The 18,506-nt window shown below is 54.1% G+C and carries 13 protein-coding genes; 8 read left to right on the plus strand and 5 right to left on the minus strand.

What is annotated here, in order from left to right:
• Positions 1-38 precede the first annotated feature (38 nt).
• Positions 39-1,361, minus strand: a complete 1,323-nt coding sequence (locus LDN30_RS02255) for a rhamnogalacturonidase (RefSeq protein ID WP_438804762.1) — start codon at positions 1,359-1,361, stop codon at positions 39-41.
• 295 nt (positions 1,362-1,656) lie between these two features.
• Here LDN30_RS02255 and LDN30_RS02260 point away from each other — a divergent pair, with 295 nt between their 5' ends.
• The 3 genes from LDN30_RS02260 to LDN30_RS02270 all read left to right on the plus strand — a co-directional run bounded on the left by LDN30_RS02260 (position 1,657) and on the right by LDN30_RS02270 (position 6,835).
• Positions 1,657-2,766 (plus strand): glycoside hydrolase family 88/105 protein, encoded by a 1,110-nt coding sequence (locus tag LDN30_RS02260; protein WP_223928615.1) that lies wholly within the window; start codon positions 1,657-1,659, stop codon positions 2,764-2,766.
• A 67-nt stretch (positions 2,767-2,833) separates the two neighbouring features.
• Complete coding sequence (locus LDN30_RS02265; protein WP_223928616.1) at positions 2,834-5,365, plus strand: glycosyl hydrolase; 2,532 nt, start codon at positions 2,834-2,836, stop codon at positions 5,363-5,365.
• 489 nt (positions 5,366-5,854) lie between these two features.
• Positions 5,855-6,835, plus strand: coding sequence for an esterase-like activity of phytase family protein (locus tag LDN30_RS02270; protein ID WP_223924996.1), 981 nt, complete (start codon positions 5,855-5,857; stop codon positions 6,833-6,835).
• Here the strand turns inward: LDN30_RS02270 and ftsH are convergent.
• Positions 6,800-8,653, minus strand: a complete 1,854-nt coding sequence (gene ftsH / locus LDN30_RS02275) for an ATP-dependent zinc metalloprotease FtsH (RefSeq protein WP_223924998.1) — start codon at positions 8,651-8,653, stop codon at positions 6,800-6,802. The two genes, LDN30_RS02270 and ftsH, sit on opposite strands and share 36 nt — an antisense overlap.
• Before the next feature lie 356 nt (positions 8,654-9,009).
• The gene (locus LDN30_RS02280; protein ID WP_223925000.1) at positions 9,010-9,639 is read right to left on the minus strand and encodes an AlbA family DNA-binding domain-containing protein; all 630 of its coding nucleotides are present in this window, start codon (positions 9,637-9,639) and stop codon (positions 9,010-9,012) included.
• Positions 9,640-9,765: 126 nt separating this feature from the next.
• Here LDN30_RS02280 and LDN30_RS02285 point away from each other — a divergent pair, with 126 nt between their 5' ends.
• The 5 genes from LDN30_RS02285 to pdxT all read left to right on the plus strand — a co-directional run bounded on the left by LDN30_RS02285 (position 9,766) and on the right by pdxT (position 14,185).
• Positions 9,766-10,977, plus strand: coding sequence for an NADP-dependent isocitrate dehydrogenase (locus LDN30_RS02285; RefSeq protein WP_223928617.1), 1,212 nt, complete (start codon positions 9,766-9,768; stop codon positions 10,975-10,977).
• Entirely contained in the window at positions 10,977-11,630 is a 654-nt protein-coding gene (locus LDN30_RS02290; RefSeq protein ID WP_223928618.1) for an MgtC/SapB family protein, read from the plus strand. Before LDN30_RS02285 ends, LDN30_RS02290 begins: the two co-directional genes overlap by 1 nt.
• A 143-nt stretch (positions 11,631-11,773) precedes the next feature.
• On the plus strand, positions 11,774-12,727 hold the full coding sequence (locus tag LDN30_RS02295; protein WP_223928619.1) for a bifunctional hydroxymethylpyrimidine kinase/phosphomethylpyrimidine kinase: 954 nt from the start codon (positions 11,774-11,776) through the stop codon (positions 12,725-12,727).
• Positions 12,706-13,578 carry a pyridoxal 5'-phosphate synthase lyase subunit PdxS gene (gene pdxS, locus LDN30_RS02300; protein WP_223925006.1) on the plus strand — a complete coding sequence of 291 codons (873 nt, stop codon included), beginning with the start codon at positions 12,706-12,708 and terminating at the stop codon, positions 13,576-13,578. Before LDN30_RS02295 ends, pdxS begins: the two co-directional genes overlap by 22 nt.
• A gap of 4 nt (positions 13,579-13,582) precedes the next feature.
• On the plus strand, positions 13,583-14,185 hold the full coding sequence (gene pdxT / locus LDN30_RS02305) for a pyridoxal 5'-phosphate synthase glutaminase subunit PdxT (protein WP_223928620.1): 603 nt from the start codon (positions 13,583-13,585) through the stop codon (positions 14,183-14,185).
• Positions 14,186-14,347: 162 nt separating this feature from the next.
• On the opposite strand, the gene LDN30_RS02310 is transcribed toward pdxT, so the two are convergent.
• Together LDN30_RS02310 and LDN30_RS02315 are read right to left on the minus strand one after the other, a co-directional pair.
• Positions 14,348-15,862: an endonuclease I family protein gene (locus LDN30_RS02310; RefSeq protein WP_223928621.1), complete on the minus strand. Its 1,515-nt coding sequence runs from the start codon at positions 15,860-15,862 to the stop codon at positions 14,348-14,350.
• 681 nt (positions 15,863-16,543) lie between these two features.
• Positions 16,544-18,487, minus strand: coding sequence for a glycoside hydrolase family 13 protein (locus LDN30_RS02315; RefSeq protein WP_223928622.1), 1,944 nt, complete (start codon positions 18,485-18,487; stop codon positions 16,544-16,546).
• Positions 18,488-18,506 lie beyond the last annotated feature (19 nt).

The following is an 18,506-nucleotide window of genomic DNA, read 5'->3' on the forward strand; positions in this document are numbered from 1 at the left end:
TCATGACGGACGGCAGCCGGTTGCGGCTGTCGCGCTGTCTATCTCTTTTTCCCGTTGATAATCACGTCGTTGACCTTTGTTCCTGGAATCATCGTTGCACTGAAAGCATCCTTCACGTCGCTGACCCTGATGTGGTCGAAAGTGAAGTCGCAAAGCTCATATTTGTCACTCGTTCCCACGTCGAAGAAGTTTTCGCAGTCCATGGTTATGTTCTTCACGGTGATATTCCGGCAGAACGACTGTGGCATATCCATGCGCTGTTGCGGCTTGAAGAACTGTGTCCATGGGCGCACGACGAGGAAACTGCGGGTCTTTCCGGTAACATTCTCCACGGTGACATACTCGTACTGCTGTGGCGTGTCGGGACGCATCTTCAGCCACAGCACGCGGTTGGCGTTGCGGCTTGTGCAGTTGCGGAGGATGATGTTCCGGTCGTGGAGGCTCTCCGAGCCAAGGGTGAGCATGCCGTGGACGGTGTCGTAGGTGCAGTTCTGAATCAGCACCCGTTCGACAGGACCATTCACGGCCATAGTGTCGGCGTAGGTGCCCTTGCCGCCCTTGAGGACCACGGCATCGTCGTTGACATTCATAAAGCATCCGTCGATGAGGACGTCATGGCATTTGTCAATATCTATGGCATCGGAACTCGGTGCCTTGACACCGGAGGTGGGAGCGTAGATGTAGCAGCCGAGGTAGCGCACGTGGTCGCTATTATAGATGTGGTTGGTCCAGAACGGACTGTTCATAAGTCGGACATCCTGCACGGTGACGTTGCTGGAATTGGAGATATAGACCAGCCGTGGGCGCTGAGCATCCTTGTTGGTGCACTGGCGGTTCCACTGCCGTCTTATCCAGAACTCGTTCCAGTAGTGGAATCCGTTGCCGTCGATAGTCCCCTTTCCGGTGATGGTGAAGCCGTCGACGTGGTCGGCGTTGACGAGAGCGGCGAAGTATTTGCACGTCTCGCCCTCGATGCGTGTCTCGACAATCTTGAAATTGGCTATGCGGTCCGACCCTTTAAGCTTGCCGCCCTCCTCGATGTGCAGATGGGTGGCGGGCTTGAAGAACAGCGAACCGCTGAGGAATGTGCCCTGCGGTACCACAATCACACCGCCACCATCGGCAGCTGCCCTGTCGATGACGGCCTGAATGGCATCGGTCTGGACAATGGTGGAATCGTTCTTAACGCCATAATCGGTGATGACATACCTGCGGCCGAGAGATGCTGGGTCGACTTTCGTGGTGTTGCTGAACCAGGAGTCCATCTTTGTGCCGTCGGGCCATTTGTCGGCCATGGCGTTGATGGAGAAGAAAAAGACTGCTGCCGCGAAGAGCGTGCGGATGAAAAAGTTATTGTGCATGATAGAAAGTGGTAGTGATTTTGTTTCGTTACATTAGTTTTCGGAATGCAAAGATAAGCATTAGTTCGTTGTCCGGGCTTAGTAAAATGATTTTATTACTTTATAATTTGGTTTTCCGCCGGACACCGTTCCTTTTCGGCAAGAATTCTGTCTGACCTCACAGCGCTGTCGCTAAGTACTGTCCTTTTACACCGAAAATTCCTGATGACATATTTTTTGCAGAAGAAAAAGCAAAAATTGAAGTGCTGGAAAGGATCATTGCAGTACCTTTGCGGCAACAAACAACTTAAATGATATGAAACGAATCCTACTATCCCTTCTTTTTGTTGCCGTCGCAGTGGCCATTCAGGCTCAGGATGCTGCTGGTGTTCTTAGTCTTGCCCGCCGTGTGAACGACTATTTCGTAGCTCAGAATCCCGACCCTACGCAACCGACTTTCGTCAAGAAGAAACGCACAAGCAATCTCTGGACGCGCGCCGTCTACTATGAAGGTCTTATGGACCTCTACTCCGTCGATCCCGATAAGAGGTATCTTGAATATACCGACCGCTGGGCGACATACCATAAGTGGACCGCCCGCGGCTCCGTCGATGACACCAATGCCGACAATCAGTGCTGCGAGCAGACCTATATAGATCGTTTTGCGGCTACCGGTGATAGTGTGATGATAGCTCCAACGACGGAAAATCTAAACCATCAGATGGCTACCGGCAGAAAGGACTACTGGTGGTGGATTGACGCCATACAGATGGCAATGCCCGTATATGCCAAGTATGCCAAAATCAGTGGTGACCGCCACTACCTCGATTATGCCATGGACTGCTACCGCGATGCCCGTGACCGTCGTGGATTGTTCAATATTACCGATGGTCTGTGGTGGCGCGACAGCGTCTATAAGGCACCGTACAAGGAGCCCGACGGTAAGAATTGCTACTGGAGTCGGGGCAACGGATGGGTTTATGCCGCACTGGTGAGGGTTATGAAAACTGTCGATGCCGACGACCCTTACTATAAGGAGCTTCTGAAGGATTATCTCCTTATGACTCACGCCCTTGTCAAGTTGCAGCGCCGCGACGGCTATTGGAATGCCAGCCTTGTGTCGACGAACTATGCCGGACCGGAGATGACGGGTACGGCACTGTTCCTCTACGGAATGGCATGGGGTGTGCGCAACGGCATCCTCGATGCCAAGGAGTATCGTCCCGTGTGCGACAAGGCGTGGAAAGCTCTCCGCAGCTGTGTTCACGCCAATGGTTTCCTCGGCTACAACCAAGGCACGGGCGCTGATCCGTCGACTGGACAGCCCGTGACATTCAACAGCGTTCCTGACTTCGAGGACTATGGCACCGGCTGCTGGTTGCTCGGTGCGGTGGAATACTATCGGTTGATAAACAACCGAAAATGACATTTCGGCACAACAAACTGCTTCCTGATAGTATTCAAACGATAGTCGATAAATAATAAAAAATGATATGTCGCAAAAACTGAATATAGCTTTTTCATTGGTGCTGATGACCGCTACAGCTGCGGTTTCAGCGCAGAATACGCCTCTCCAGCCTCAGGATAATATCACCTGTAAGGCCGGAACGCGGTGGTGGTGGTTAGGGTCGGCTGTCGACTCGGTGAACCTTCAGTGGAACCTCGACCAGCTACACCGCCACGGTATCGGTACCGTCGAGATAACACCAATATATGGTGTGCAGGGCAATGAACGCAACGAACTGAAATATCTGTCGCCAGAGTGGATGCACGCTCTGCGGATTACGGAGCAGATTGCTGCCCGCGACTCCATGCAGGTGGATATGAACAACGGCACCGGATGGCCCTTCGGCGGTCCGTGGGTGCCGCTGAGTGAGGGCGCTTGTAAGGCCGTCTTTGTCGATACTGTCGTCAGCAAGTCGGTCAAAGCAGACAAAATAGACTTTGCCGTACCGCAGAAAGAGCGCCCTTACAGTAGGCTGTCGGCCGTGAGGACATTCCCCACAGGCGAAAAAGGCAGGCAGAGGGTTATAGCACTCTTCATCGGTCGCACCCGGCAAAAGGTGAAACGGGCGGCTCCTGGCGGCGAAGGATGGGTCATCGACCACTTCGACAAGAATGCCGTCAAGCACTATCTGACCCATATTGACTCGGCTTTCGCTGCTAACGCCACACCTTATCCCACGACGTTCTTCAACGACAGCTATGAGGTTTACGGCGCAAACTGGACACCGACGTTGGCCGATGAGTTTGAGAAACGGCGCGGATACAGTCTTCTCGACAACCTCGACAAGCTCCTCGACGGCGATGCGAAGGTGGTGAGCGACTATCGTGAGACGCTGTCCGACATGCTCTATGAGAATTTTACCCTCCAATGGACGGCTTGGGCTCATAGTCATGGGGTCGTCGTCCGCAACCAGGCCCACGGTTCTCCCGCCAATCTCCTTGACCTCTATGCCGCTGTCGACATACCGGAGATAGAGGGTTTCGGACTCTCCGACTTCGGAATTCGTGGCTTGCGCACCGATCCTGGATTCACCCGGAAAAACTTCTCCGACGTGAGTATGCTGAAATATGCCCCGTCGGCGGCTCATGTCACGGGGAAAAAGCTTGTCAGCAGTGAGACATTCACGTGGCTGACGGAGCATTTCCGCACCTCGCTGAACCAGATGAAACCCGACCTCGACCTTATGTATACGTGCGGAGTGAACCGGATGTTCTTCCACGGAACGGCCTACAGTCCTAAGAACGACCCGTGGCCGGGGTGGAAGTTCTATGCCTCTATCGATATGAGTCCGACAAACAGTATATGGCGTGACGCTCCATACCTTATGAAATATATAGAGCGGTGTCAGCGTTTCCTGCAGTGGGGTAGTCCCGACAACGACTTCCTCATATACCTTCCCGTCCGCGAGATGTGGAAGAAGAACACCAAGGACCTGCTGATGATGTTCGACATCAATACTATGGGTAAGAAAGCTCCCGACTTCATCCGCGCCGTTATGGAGGTCGACTCGCTCGGCTATGGCTACGATTACATCAGCGACCGGCAGCTGGCGCGTTCGTCGGTGGGCGGTCTGGAAAATCTCTCGACGGCATCGTCGGCACCGATAGTCACCGAAGGCGGAACAAAATACAAGGGAATTATCGACCCGCGCAAACCCATCGATGCTGCGGCACTCGCTGCTAAGGCCACCCCTGAGGCTCTCAGCACCGTTCTCCATCTGCGGTATATCAGACGCAGTAATCCGTCGGGATGGCATTATTTCATTGCTAATCTCACACCGAACGACGTCGACGACTATGTGCCGTTGGCTGTTCCGGGGGCTGAGGCCATGTGGTATAATCCTCTTACCGATGAGTATTCGGCTGCTGAGATGCGAAATGGACGTGTCCGGGTGACAATGCTCAGTGGCGAAAGCCGTTTCCTGCTTGTGGGAAAGAGTGCTGGTGCCTTGGCATCGGCAGGCTTCCGCTCGGCCGGCTCTGCTGCTGCCATCGTGCGCCGCGATGCCCCCGCAAAGGTCATCGACACTCCGTGGACGCTCAGCTTCGTCGAGGACCATCCTCATGTGGCGCGCACATGGACGCTGGATCATCCTCAGACATGGGAGAATCTCGACGACGACAGTGTGAAAGTGACCATGGGAACGGGTGTCTATACCACTACTATGCGTCTTTCAAAGTCTGAGGCTAAACGCCATTGGGCCATCAACCTCGGCGATGTGAGAGAGTCGGCACGCGTGTATATCAACGGAGAGTTCGTAGGTTGCGCCTGGTCGGCACCATTCATCCTCGATACTAAGAACACGCTGAAGGCCGGAAAGAACGTCATCCGCATCGAGGTAACCAATCTTCCGGCCAACCGCATTGCCGATATGGACCGGCGCGGGGTGAAGTGGCGGAAGATGAAGGAGATCAATGTCGTCGACATCAACTACAAGCATACTACCTATGCCGGATGGAAACCTGTCAAGAGTGGACTTAACTCTGCTGTGACGCTCATGGACTTGTCGGCAGAGTGATTTCCGCTCTCGTAACATCTGTAATAAGCAACAATTTCGAACTGCGAATGGACGGAAGTTTGATTGTGTGCGATTACAATGTTAAAAATGTATTGCACCGCAAAAATAATGGGCAAAAAACTTGTATTTTATAAATACTGTTCGTATATTTGCAGTGTGATACAAAAGGTCACAGGAGCTGATTCCTATAGGTCAGCACGAATGACCCGAAAGGGTTCCTGAAAAGCAATTAGCCAGGCGTGAAGCCTCGGCTCGCTGAACAGCATTTTCGTTCGGCGTAAAGAAGAAATCAGTGGCGCGGCGTGAGTCGCGCCATTTCTTTTATATACCATTCGTAAAATAATCTGATTGATTGTACGTTCATTATATATTGTCCTATTATTGTGGCTCACGCGGATTGGCGGATGCTCGTAAATCAGTACCGTTCGTGGCGCGGCGGCAGCATAATGGACTACAATTGACTTCTGAAAATTGATGATTACTGTATTGATGAAAAAGAAATTTCTATCGCTTTTGTTTCTGCTCAGTGTGGCTTATGTGCCTTTGAATGCGCAGATTGGACTTCTCAACCAGCAGGCTTACTATAAGAACAGTGTGCCGGCAGGCAACTACAGTGGTCTGTCGCGTATCGGCGGCAACCGCTATGTGGTCGTCAACGACAAGCCGAAGAACGACGGTTTCGACATATTCCATATAGATATCGACTCCATCACGGGTGAGATAGCCAACGTTCGGAGGGTGGGCAGTCTGTCGTCGGGACGCGCCGGTACCCGCGACGGTGAGGGCATAGCCTATTTCAAGCCTGCCAATACCGTGTTTATCAGTGGGGAAACCGACAACCGCGTGCTCGAGTACGACATGGACGGACAGCTTACGGGGCGTGAGTTGAAACTGCCTTCGGTTATCAACGGACCATTGGGCAACTACGGTTTGGAGTCGCTGACATACAACGCTCACACTCACCGCTTCTGGACGACAACGGAGAGCACCCTGCCGCAGGACGGTCAGCAGGCCAACGCTGTCAACGGCATTCGCAACCGGCTGCGGCTGATGTCGTTCGACGATAATCTCAACTACTGCTCCACGATTGATTATATCATGGATACGCCACTGAGCACGCGTCCGGCAAGGATATATGCCGATGGCGTCAGCGACCTCTGTGCCCTCGACGACGGCCGTCTGCTCGTCCTCGAGCGCGAGGCCTGGGTGCCGAAAGCGTACCTCGGAGCGTGGGTGGTGAACCGCGTCTACTGTATAGACACTAAGGACAAGACCCGTCCGGCACAGAAAAAGCTTGTAGCTATGTGGCGTACAAGCTTTAACCTCATTCATAAGGACTTCGCAAACTATGAGGGAATGTGTGTAGGACCGGTCCTTGCCGACGGCCGGCAGGTAATCATCCTGTGTGCTGACAGCCAGAATCAGGAGGGGCGGTTACTCCGCGACTGGTTCCGGACTATTGTCCTCTAAAACCTTCATAAACTCTTCGCCGGTGATGGTCTCCTTCTTCAGGAGGATGGCAGTGGCCGCATCCATTTCGGCTTTGTGCTCGGTGATAATCCGCGTGGCCTTCTCGTGGGCCTCATGGATGATCCTCGCCACCTCCTTGTCGATGTCGCGGGCGGTCTCAGCTGAGCATGTCAGCGACGTGTTGCCGCCGAGGTAGCGGTTGCGCACCTCCTCCAGCTGCATCATACCGTACTTATCGCTCATGCCATAGATAGTTATCATCTCGCGTGCGAGCTGTGTAGCTTTCTCAATGTCGTTGCTGGCTCCCGTTGTGACAGTATGGCACATTACCTCCTCTGCGGCGCGTCCGCCTGTCAGTGTGGCTATGCGGTTGAGCATCTCCTCCTTACTCATAAGGTGTTTCTCGCCGGCATCGACCTGCATGGTGTAGCCTAAGGCACCGCTTGTGCGCGGAACGATGGTTATTTTCTCCACCGGAGCCGAGTGCGACTGGCAGGCTGCAACCATCGCATGACCTATCTCGTGATAGGATATGATGCGTTTCTCCTCGGGCGATATTACCGCACCCTTCTTCTGTTCGCCCGCAATGACCGTCTCGACGCTCTCCAAGAGGTCGTCGGTATCTATCTCGTTCTTGTTCAGACGGACGGCGCGGAGAGCCGCCTCGTTGACAATGTTGGCAATGTCGGCACCACTCGAACCGGCAGTGGCACGCCCCACCTTGTCGAGGTCGATGTCGCTGTGCTTGACGTCCTTGAGATGAACTTGCAGTATGGCCTTGCGTCCCTCAAGATCTGGGAGCTCCATGATTATTCTTCTGTCGAAACGGCCTGGTCGCAGAAGGGCTTTGTCGAGAGTCTCGGGGCGGTTTGTTGCCGCGAGGATGACGAGACCCTTCGTTGCGTCGAAGCCGTCCATCTCTGTTAACAGCTGGTTGAGCGTCTGTTCCCGTTCGTCGTTGCCCATAGCCTGGTCGCGGCTCTTGCCGATGGCATCGATCTCGTCGATGAAGATTATGCACGGAGCTTTCTGCTGGGCTTGTTGGAAGAGGTCGCGGACCTTTGCGGCACCCATTCCTACGAACATCTGTACAAAGGCACTTCCCGATATCGAGAAGAAAGGCACGTGGGCCTCACCGGCTACGGCACGCGCTATGAGGGTCTTACCCGTTCCCGGTGGTCCAACGAGGAGGGCGCCTTTAGGCAGCTTTGCACCCAAACGTGTGTATTTCTTCGGGTTATGGAGGAAGTCGACAATCTCTTTCAGCGTCTCCTTAGCCTCGTCCTGACCGGCTACATCGGCAAAGGTCGTCTTCACATCGCGCTCGGCATAGACTTTCGCACCACTCTTTCCGAGCGACAGGAAGCCGCCACCGCCTGCACCTCCTTTCATCATTCTCTTTGCGCCCCACTGCCACAGACCGAAGAAGATGAGTGCGGGAAGTATCCACCAGATAATGAAATCGAGTAGGGGAGAGTTCTTCTGCGGCAGCGTCTTGGTAAACTCGATGCGCCCCGACTTATTCGGACTCTTCGCCTTCAGGAGCCTGTCGGAGAGCTGAGGGTCGTCGACTTCAACGGTCTTAAACTGCTCCTTACCCACTGTGAAGTAGATAATGTCGTCCTTGACGACCACCTTGTTGACCTTGCCATGGTCTACATAGCTTATAAAAGTGGCGTAATCGGTATCCTTGACGGTCGGCTGCCCAAACTTAGGGTAGACGAACGAGTTGATAATCAGCAGCAGGAGCATAACCCAAAAGAATGTGTTCCAGTTGAGCCATGACTGCTGCGGTCGTTGGTTTTGTTTCTTTTCCATAGTCAGAAATATCTTTGTTCTTCTATTTTCTCATCTCGCAAAAAGTGTACCTAACACCTTTTGTGACAGAAAAATAAAGCATTGCTGACCACAATCCGTATGTCTGCGTAGTGTTTCTCATGGTATTCTTTTGCGAATAAGCGCATAGCCAAAATGACTAAACAATACATTATATAATGCCCAGTCAAAATAAAGTTGGCCAACACTCATTGTTATTTCGGTGCAAAGGTACATAATTTTTTCCCCGAATCCAAATTTCTGTGGTATAGAAGGGGGGGGGGTAGTGAGGGGTATAGAAAGGAGGGTAGGGCGCGGAAATAAGTTCTGCCGTGGCGTTTGCTACCGTACAATTTCCCTCACGCTAAGGAGAAAAGAAACTTCGTATCCTCGTATTCCCATTTCACGATACCGTATCTCACGAGTCGTGCCAGCGTCCCGATGACGTGGTGACGGCCTTGCTTGCTGAGGCGGACGAGTCGGTTCAGCGTCGATTGCGGGTTCGCCTTCATGACCGCGATGAATGCCTGCTCCGTCGATGTGTAGTGCATTACGGTCTGCGCCATCTGCTCCTGCCGCCAAATCTCTAACAGCACCGGTGACGCAACAATATTCTCATCGGCTATCCTGACGAAGGCCACCTTCTTCCCGTCGTCATCGATGGCGCACACGGGCTTGCGTGTGGCAGGCGGTATGGTGGCAATGACGACCGTGCGCCCGTCGGCATGGTATGTTCCGAAACTAATCCCCGACTCCGGCCGACAGTACTTATATGCTGCTGCGTGCATCATGTATATCTCCTCCTCGGAGCGTACACCCGATATGTTTCCGTCGTCGCGGACACCTATGAGCAGTCTTCCGCCCTCAGTATTGGCAAAGGCCGACACCGACCGTGCCAGTTTCACCGCATCCTGAACCTTATATTTGAAATCCTGTTGACTGTGCTCACCCTGCGAAATGAGGCTCGTGAGGTATTTTTTGTCGTCCATCTTCTGTTTTTTCTCGTCCTTATTCTTTTTTAAGCACAAATATACCCTAAAAAGTTTGAATCCGAAAACTTTTTACTATCTTTGCGATTGGATTTACGACAATTTAATATTACTAATAACGCGTTTATGGAAAAGATTAAGATGACGACCCCTCTCGTAGAGATGGATGGCGACGAGATGACCCGCATACTGTGGAAGATGATCAAGGACGAGCTTATCCTTCCGTTTGTTGACCTGAAGACAGAATACTACGACCTTGGTCTTCCTCACCGCGACGAGACCGGCGATCAGGTCACTATCGACTCTGCCCGTGCCGCCTGCAAGTACGGTGTGGCCGTGAAATGTGCCACTATCACCCCCAATGCGCAACGCATGACCGAGTATAAGCTCCATAAGATGTGGAAGAGTCCTAACGGTACCATCCGCAGTATTATGGACGGCACCGTTTTCCGGGCCCCGATAACCATTCCTTCCATCCACCCTGTGGTGAAAAACTGGGAAAAGCCGATAACCATTGCGCGCCATGCTTACGGCGATGTGTACAAGAGTGTGGAACTGCGGGCCGATGAGCCCGGCGTGGCCAAGCTCGTCTTCGACGGCGAGAGCGGCAAGCACGAGGAAGTGGTGGTCCATAACTTCGACGCACCGGGCGTTATCCAGGGCATGCATAACACCGACAAGTCGATTCGCTCCTTTGCCCACAGCTGCTTTAAGTTTGCTGTCGACACTAAGCAGGACCTGTGGTTTGCCACCAAGGACACCATTTCGAAAACCTACGATGCCCGTTTCCGTGAGATATTCCAGGAGGTCTACGAACAGGAATACAAGGCAAAGTTCGAGTCGCTCGGCCTCACCTATTTCTACACCCTTATCGACGATGCCGTGGCCCGCGTCATCCGGTCGAAGGGCGGCTTCATCTGGGCTTGCAAGAACTACGACGGCGACGTCATGAGCGATATGCTCTCGACAGCCTTCGGGTCGTTGGCTATGATGACATCGGTGCTCGTATCGCCCGACGGCAATTACGAGTATGAGGCTGCCCACGGCACCGTGACCCGCCACTACTACCGCTATCTCAAGGGCGAGGAGACATCGACGAACCCTATGGCCACCATCTTCGCCTGGAGCGGGGCCCTGCGCAAGCGTGGCGAGCTCGACGGCATCGACGCACTCGTGAACTTCGGCAATCAGCTCGAGGCTGCCTGCTTCGACACGCTCAACGACGGCATCGCCACCAAGGACCTCGTGAACCTCATGGAAGGTGTCGACGTGAAACCCGCAAACTCCAAGGAGTTCATCGCCGCTATCCGTCAGCGCCTTGAGAAACGTCTGGCCTGATGACTGACGATATTCTTACCTTCACCCTGCGCCTCGTCGTCGCGATGGTCCTCGGGGGCATCGTGGGCCTGGAACGGGAGTACCGCGCCAAGGACGCCGGATTCCGTACCCACTTCCTCGTGGCTATCGGCTCGGCCCTTTTCACCCTCATCTCCATCTACGGCTTTGTTGATGGTGTTAAGGATACCTCCCGCGTGGCGGCGCAGGTGGTCTCAGGAATAGGATTCCTCGGTGCCGGACTGATAGTATTCCAGCGCAATGTCATCCGCGGTTTGACTACTGCTGCCGGCCTGTGGGTGACGGCTGCCATCGGCATGGCGTGTGGCGTGGGGATGTTCTATGTCGCAGCGCTCGTCACAGTGCTCATGCTCTTAGGCTTGGAGGTCCTCAACCACATCATTCCGCAGTTGGGGGCATCGGCAATGCAGATAACATTCTCGTCGCCGTCGCGTGCCGATATCGCTGAGGCCATCACGAAAATACGTCAGACAGTGGTCGAAGTCGTGGCTTACGAGATAAAGAACAAGCACACCTCCGGCGGCGTTTTCTACGATGTCCACATGGAGGTGCGCATGAAGCGCGACCAGCGCAACGACATCATCCTCGATATTCTAAAGGATTTCGACGAGGTTTCGATCATCGACGCTGAATGATTTTGTAAAAAATGAAGTAATATTTGTCAAAAAGGGAACACGTCTATGACAGTTCCCTTTTTTCTTGTTCCTTTGCAGCCGGAATGAACTGAGGGGCAGGAAAACGACATTCTGTTCCCAATGCTTCCCAATATAATGACAAGATGAAAACAATCCTCACAATCACAGGTAGCGACAGTACGGGCGAATCGGGTATCCAGGCCGATATCAACACGATGACCTCGCTTGGGGCCAAGGCCGTATCGGTGGTCACGTCGGTGACCATCCAGAATACCATTGGCATCCAGGATTTCTACGATCTGCCCTCTGATGTCGTCAGCGGTCAGCTCGACGCCATCATCAACGATGTGGAGCCTGAGGTGGTGAAGATTGGAATGATTCGCGAGGCTGAACAGCTGAAAGTCATCGTCAGGGCCCTCCGCCGCTACCGTCCGTCGGCCGTCGTCTACGACCCCATACTCTTCTCCAGCCGTGGCGACCGCCTCATGGGCACCGATGTCATCGACCAGATACGCCGGCATCTGTTTCCTCTGTGTACGGTCATCGTCATGCGGCAGCGCGAGAGTGAGACCCTCCTGCGGGATTATGTAGGCGGCAACATCTGCTTGCTTGCCGACAATACCGGTCACGGCTACGCCAACGACTTCTCGTCGGCCCTTGCCGTCTACCTTGCCGACGGCATCTCCGTCGCCGACGCCACCGACAAGGCCCGCACGTTCATTGCTCGTCGGACCGGCAAAGTCGGCCGTCTGCAGGGCCGCAGCGGCGAACTCTACAACGAGTTCCTTTCCGTTGTCGCGGCCGAATATTCGCGCAACAGTGATGTGGCCCACTATGCCGACGCGCTGAACGTCAGCGGACGCTATCTCGCACAGGTCTGCCGCCGTATTGCGGGGAAGTCGCCGAAGAGCATCATCGACGGTTATGTCGTCAAGGGGGTTATGACCCGTCTCGACACCACTGCTGACAGCGTTCAGCAGATTGCCTCCGACTTCGGCTTTGCGAATCAGGCTCATCTGTCAAAATTCTTTCGGAATCAAACGGGGAAGTCCCCCACAGAATACAGGAACAGAAAATGGAAAACAGACAAGAACTGAACCGCAATCTTGCGCAGATGCTCAAGGGCGGTGTGATTATGGACGTGACGACACCTGAGCAGGCTAAGGTGGCTGAGGAAGCTGGTGCCTGCGCTGTTATGGCCCTCGAGCGCATCCCGGCCGACATACGTGCTGCCGGTGGCGTGGCGCGGATGAGCGACCCGAAGATGATCAAGGGAATACAGCAGGCCGTATCGATACCTGTGATGGCAAAGTGCAGAATAGGGCATATTGCCGAGGCACAGATACTTGAGGCCATAGAAATTGACTATATCGACGAGAGCGAGGTGCTGTCGCCTGCCGACAATGTGTATCATATCGACAAGACAAAATTCAAGGTGCCTTTCGTCTGCGGTGCCAAGAATCTCAGCGAGGCGCTCCGCCGTATTGCCGAGGGTGCGTCGATGATCCGCACGAAGGGAGAACCCGGCACGGGCGATGTCGTTCAGGCCGTTCAGCACATGCGCATCATGCAGAGCGAGATACGCCGTCTGGCTAACCTCGCCGAGGATGAGCTCTATGAGGCCGCCAAGCAGCTGCAGGCCCCCTACAACCTTGTTAAGTACGTCCACGACAACGGCAAACTGCCGGTTGTCAACTTCGCCGCCGGTGGCGTTGCAACCCCTGCCGACGCTGCCCTGATGATGCAGCTCGGTGCCGAGGGCGTCTTCGTAGGGTCCGGAATCTTTAAGAGCGGCAATCCCGCCAAGCGCGCTGCAGCCATCGTCCAGGCCGTCACCAACTATAACGACCCGAAGAAACTTGCCGAACTCAGTGAGGACCTCGGCCCTGCGATGGTCGGCATCAACGAGGAGGAGATTAAGGTTCTGATGGCTGAGAGAGGAAAATAAGTCTATGGAGAAATCAAAACATCCGACAATAGCTGTCCTTGCCCTTCAGGGCGCGTTCGTAGAGCATGAGAAGATGCTCCGCAGTATTGGCATCGACAGCTTTGAGGTGCGCCAACTTGCTGACTGGCAGCGGCCTAAGGACGGACTGATAATCCCCGGCGGTGAGTCGACGGTGCAGCTGAAGCTCCTCCGCGATCTTCGACTTCTCGAACCCATCCGTGAGGCCATAGAGTCGGGACTGCCCGTTTTCGGGACCTGTGCCGGACTGATACTGTTGGCCAAGAGCGTTGAGGGCGAGGACTTCGACCGCTTGTCGACAATGGATATCGACGTGCGCCGCAATGCCTATGGCCGCCAGTTGGGCAGTTTCTCGACCGAGGCCGACTTCCGGGGCATCGGCCGTGTGCCGATGACCTTTATCCGTGCGCCGTATATTAATAAGGTGTACGGCCGTGCCGAGAGTCTCGCCACCGTCGACGGACATATCGTTGCTGCGCGTCAGCATAATCAACTTGTCACTGCCTTTCATCCAGAACTGAACGGCGACACACGCATTCATGAATTCTTTGCAGGCATCGCCACCAACTGGGCCAACGGCCACAGATAGCCGTCAGCGGCTCCCGACGTCCATCGGACAAAGGTAAAAGAAAATCCCTTTCCGCCGTTCTGCATTCAGCAGGCGATGGAAAGGGATTTTCTTTGTTGCCGTTGTCGTGGTTTATTCCGGCATATTACGGCAACCATTCAGCCGTTCGGCATATAAATTTCGTTATCTCACGACAATCTTCCGGCCGTTGAGGATGTAAATTCCGTGCGGGAGAACGCTCGCGTCGGTACCCACATACTGACCCTGAAGGTTGAAGATGCGTCCGTCGGCGGTCTTCTTGCTGCTCGTGATGGCCGTGATGGCATCCGGTGTGCCGCCCTTTTCCACCCGCTCGTAGAGCATCGGCATGAGCCCCTGCTCCGAGTTGTAGCATCCGTAGGACGTGAACTTCGTGGAGTACTGGATGTAATAAACGGCATCGGTGAGAATCTTGAATGTTCCGTCGGCATTGGCAGTCAGCGTCCATGTGGCTGCATTGCTTGCGTCGGTGCTCACGCTGATGGTCTTGAACGAACCCTCGTGCCAGAGATAGCGGCCTGTGGCGTCGGCGATAGTGTAGCCGTTGCCGTCCTGGGTGAACGTGAAGGCATCGGTGAGCGCGGTCGTGCGGATGGTATCGCTGACCTCTTTCACCTTGTCGGCCTTAGGATAACCAAACTTCTGCGAGCTGCCGAGAGGTGCCATGGCGTATAGTGTGTTGCCGTCCTTAGCCACAACGAGATACTGCTTGCCAGAGGTTACAGTCGTTGCGGCAACGAAATAATACTTCTCCGTGTCGCCTCCGGGCTCGTCGGGCGAAACGCTGTTGCTATAGCGGTCGTCGTCACTGGCCGTTGTTATCGACGTGTAGGGGTCGAAAGCCACGTCGACGCTGTCGCCCCATACGTACTCGGCGAGGTTAGGATAGTCGATGAAGAGGTTGCGGTTGCCCTCGATGGCAGCAATGGCATTGTTGCGGTCGAGCTCGAGCGTACTCACCGAGTCGGTCTTGTTCCAGGCTATGTACAGTGTCGATGCCCACGGTTTCAGTCCCGGGTAGTCCTCGTTGTTCATCGTCTGTTGTCCTGTTTCCGAGAATGTCAGGTCGCCGTAGGCTACGGCCATATACATATACGTCCGCGCAAAGTCACCTTTGAATCTGTCGCCTGGCTCCCAGGCTTTGCCTCCGGTGTGCACTCCGGTACCCACCTTGTCGTAGCCTTCGTCCTCCGATGTTACGTTCTTGACCTCGTCCATAGGGTAGTTCGATTTCGACGAGTTGGCGTCCTTGTCCGACGGATAGAGGTGGTACAAATCCTTATAGGCATTGTTCTTTGCTCCGCCCCACCAACTCTTGGGGAAAGAGTGCTCGATGTTCATGCCCGAGATGGCCTTATAGGGATTTGAGGGATCGAAGTAGAACTTCTTCGAACTGTAGCGGTTGTAGCACTCGTTGGTCTCGGTGTTGCGGTCGGTCTTGTAGAATCCGCTCCACGTATGTCCCTGTCCTGAGCCATATTCGAGCACTTGCTGCGGTTTGAGCAGGGGCATGAGGGCCGCCTTCAGGCTGGCGCCTTTGAGTCCTTTCAGCGAAGCGGCATACGTGGTGAGGGCCTGACGGTTGATGGCATGTGCGCTGAGGCTGATGCCGATGGACAGCACGAGGAACGCTGCCCTTGAGAGTAATCTTTTGTTCATTGAGTTGTAGGTTATGTTTATGGTTGCAAAGTTACGTCGTTTTGACTTGATTGGCAAACTTTTCGGCATTAATCTGATGCCCGTAATGTGACAATAAGGTTAAAAAACCTTGTATCTCAGCTTGTTCGGTGCGCCGAATCTTATTCCGGTGATGTTCTGCCGGACATGTAAATACGTTCGACGGATAAAATTTCCCCCTGACTTCGTCAATGCTTAACGCCAAATTTATAATGCCTGGCTGATACGATTGATACTTATAAATAGGTGCTAAGGTTAGGATGCACATTCTGTTCTGACAAAAACAAATAGAACCCTTGTGCTTGCACAGGATCTCTTTTTCCTGTTGTTCCAGACTCTTCCGTTGTATAAGAAGACAGGTGCTTTATGCTGAAATATCTTGACACCATTCCGATACATACCGTTTTGCAACGCAAAACGGCCCGTTTCGTCGTGCGAAACGGGCCGTTTGACAATGCAAAAAGGGCCGTTTTGCAATCCAAAACGGCCCCTTTGCGTAAGTTGTTGTGTATCAGAGAGTAAGAAGTCTACTCCTCTTTGAATATTTGTTTGAATTATATTTACATTCTGTTTGTGCTCTTTTGCACTTTCTATCCGCCCGGAATCTTTTGTTTTCCGGTCTGCGTCGGATTATCAGCGCATGCCAACGCCACAGCTGTCGGCTTACTTCTGCGCTGAGGCATCGGCTGTAGAGCCGAACTCTATTATCAGTGTCTGACGCGGCGAGAGCTGGATGTTCTTTGTCAGGTCGACGGTAGCGCCGGTGATAACGTCGCGTGCCGTGGTGGCCGAACCGATTATCTCCTTGTAGCGTTCCACCTCAAGGGTGTTGTCGCTACGTTTGCCGTTGAGGATGGTCATGACGGCCTTGCCGTTATACTGTCGTGCGATGACGTACACACCCTTCCAAGGTATGAACTGAGTCTGCTTGCCTTTGGCTATGACGTCGTTGCCCTGGCGCCAGTGGAGGAGCTGAAGGGTCCAGTTGAACATGGCGTTCTCGGCCTTGGTGCGTCCCTGCTCGGTGAAGCAGTTGTGCTTGTCGCCGGCGAAACCGCCCGGGAAGTCTTTTCGTACGTTGCCGTCGGTGACCTCCTTCGTGCCGTTCATCAGTACCTCAGTGCCGTAGTAGAGCTGCGGTATGCGGTTGATGGTGAGCAGGAGAGCGAGGGCCTGGCGCAGTGCTGTTGAATCCTTGCCGTTGCCGAGGAACCGGTCGGTGTCGTGATTCTCGATGAATGCCAGCACATGTGAGGGGTCGGCATATAGATAGTCGTAGCAGAGCGAGTTGTAGATGCGGTTGAAGCCTTTCCACCAGTCGTCGGTCTCCTCGTGCTTGGCCTGGTTGAGCTTATCGTAGAAACTGAAGTCCATGACCGTCTTCAGATAGCTGTTCATCGTCGAGAGCTTCGAGTCCTTCTGCCATGCGGCTGTATAGGCGGGCTCGGTGACCCATGTCTCGCCTACGGTGTTGAAGTTGGGATATTCGTTGTCGAGGACTTTCATCCATCCTGCCATTGCCTTCCTGTCGGCATAGGGGTAGGTGTCCATGCGTATTCCGTCGATGCCGGCAGTCTCTATCCACCACTCCGAGTTCTGGATGAGGTAGCGCATGAGGTGCGGGTTGCGCTGGTTGAGATCGGGCATCGACGGCACGAACCATCCGTCGACGGTCTCCTTCAGATCCTGCTTTGAGGCGTAGGGGTCGAGGACTGGTGTCAGCTTGTAACTGGTCTGCAGGTATTTGCTCTTATTGTTGCCGGTGCCCTTGCCGGTCATCGGGTCGAGGCCGTTGCCTTGTTTCTCCGAGAGCCAGTCGGGAGAGTTGAACCAGTCCTTTGACGGCATGTCGCTCACCCATGGATGTTCGAAGCCGCAGTGGTTGAAGATCATATCCATGACCACCTTCAGTCCGTGGGCGTGGGCCTCGCGGATGAGCTCGGCATACTCCTTGTTGGTGCCGAAACGCGGGTCTACGCGGTAGTAGTCGGTGGTGGCATAGCCGTGGTATGTGCTGAAACCGTTCTGGTCGGGTGAGTCGTTCTCAAGAATAGGCGTGAACCACAGTGCCGTCACCCCGAGCTGGTTGAAGTAGTCGAGGTGCTGGCGTATGCCTTCGAGGTCGCCACCATGGCGCAGGCTTGGCTGCGTGCGGTCGCAGACCTGTGTTCGCATGCCCTTGACGACATCATTCTTGGGGTTGCCGTTGGCGAAGCGGTCGGGCATGAGCAGGTAGAGGACGTCGGCATTGGAGAAGCCCTTATGGTCGGCACCGGCCATGGCACGCTGCTTGAGCTCGTAGCCTACGGTTTTCTTCTTGCCGTTGTTGGTGAAGGTCAGTTTCATCGTCCCCGGCTGCGCCCCCTTGAGGTTGAGGTAGACGAGCAGGTAGTTTGGTGAGTCGAGCCTCACCAGTGAGTCGATGCTCACGCCGGGGTAGTCGGTGCTGACGCTTGCCGACCGTATGTCCTTGCCGTAGACCATCAGCTGGAGCGACGGGTCCTTCATTCCCACGTACCAGTCGGTAGGGTCGATGCGGCTGACGTTAACTTGTGCACTCATTGTCATTGATATAAGCAATAATGCTAACAATAATATTTTCTTCATGTTTTATTGGGTTTAAGAA

Source organism: Prevotella lacticifex, from assembly GCF_019973375.1.
Taxonomy (GTDB): Bacteria; Bacteroidota; Bacteroidia; order Bacteroidales; family Bacteroidaceae; genus Prevotella; species Prevotella lacticifex.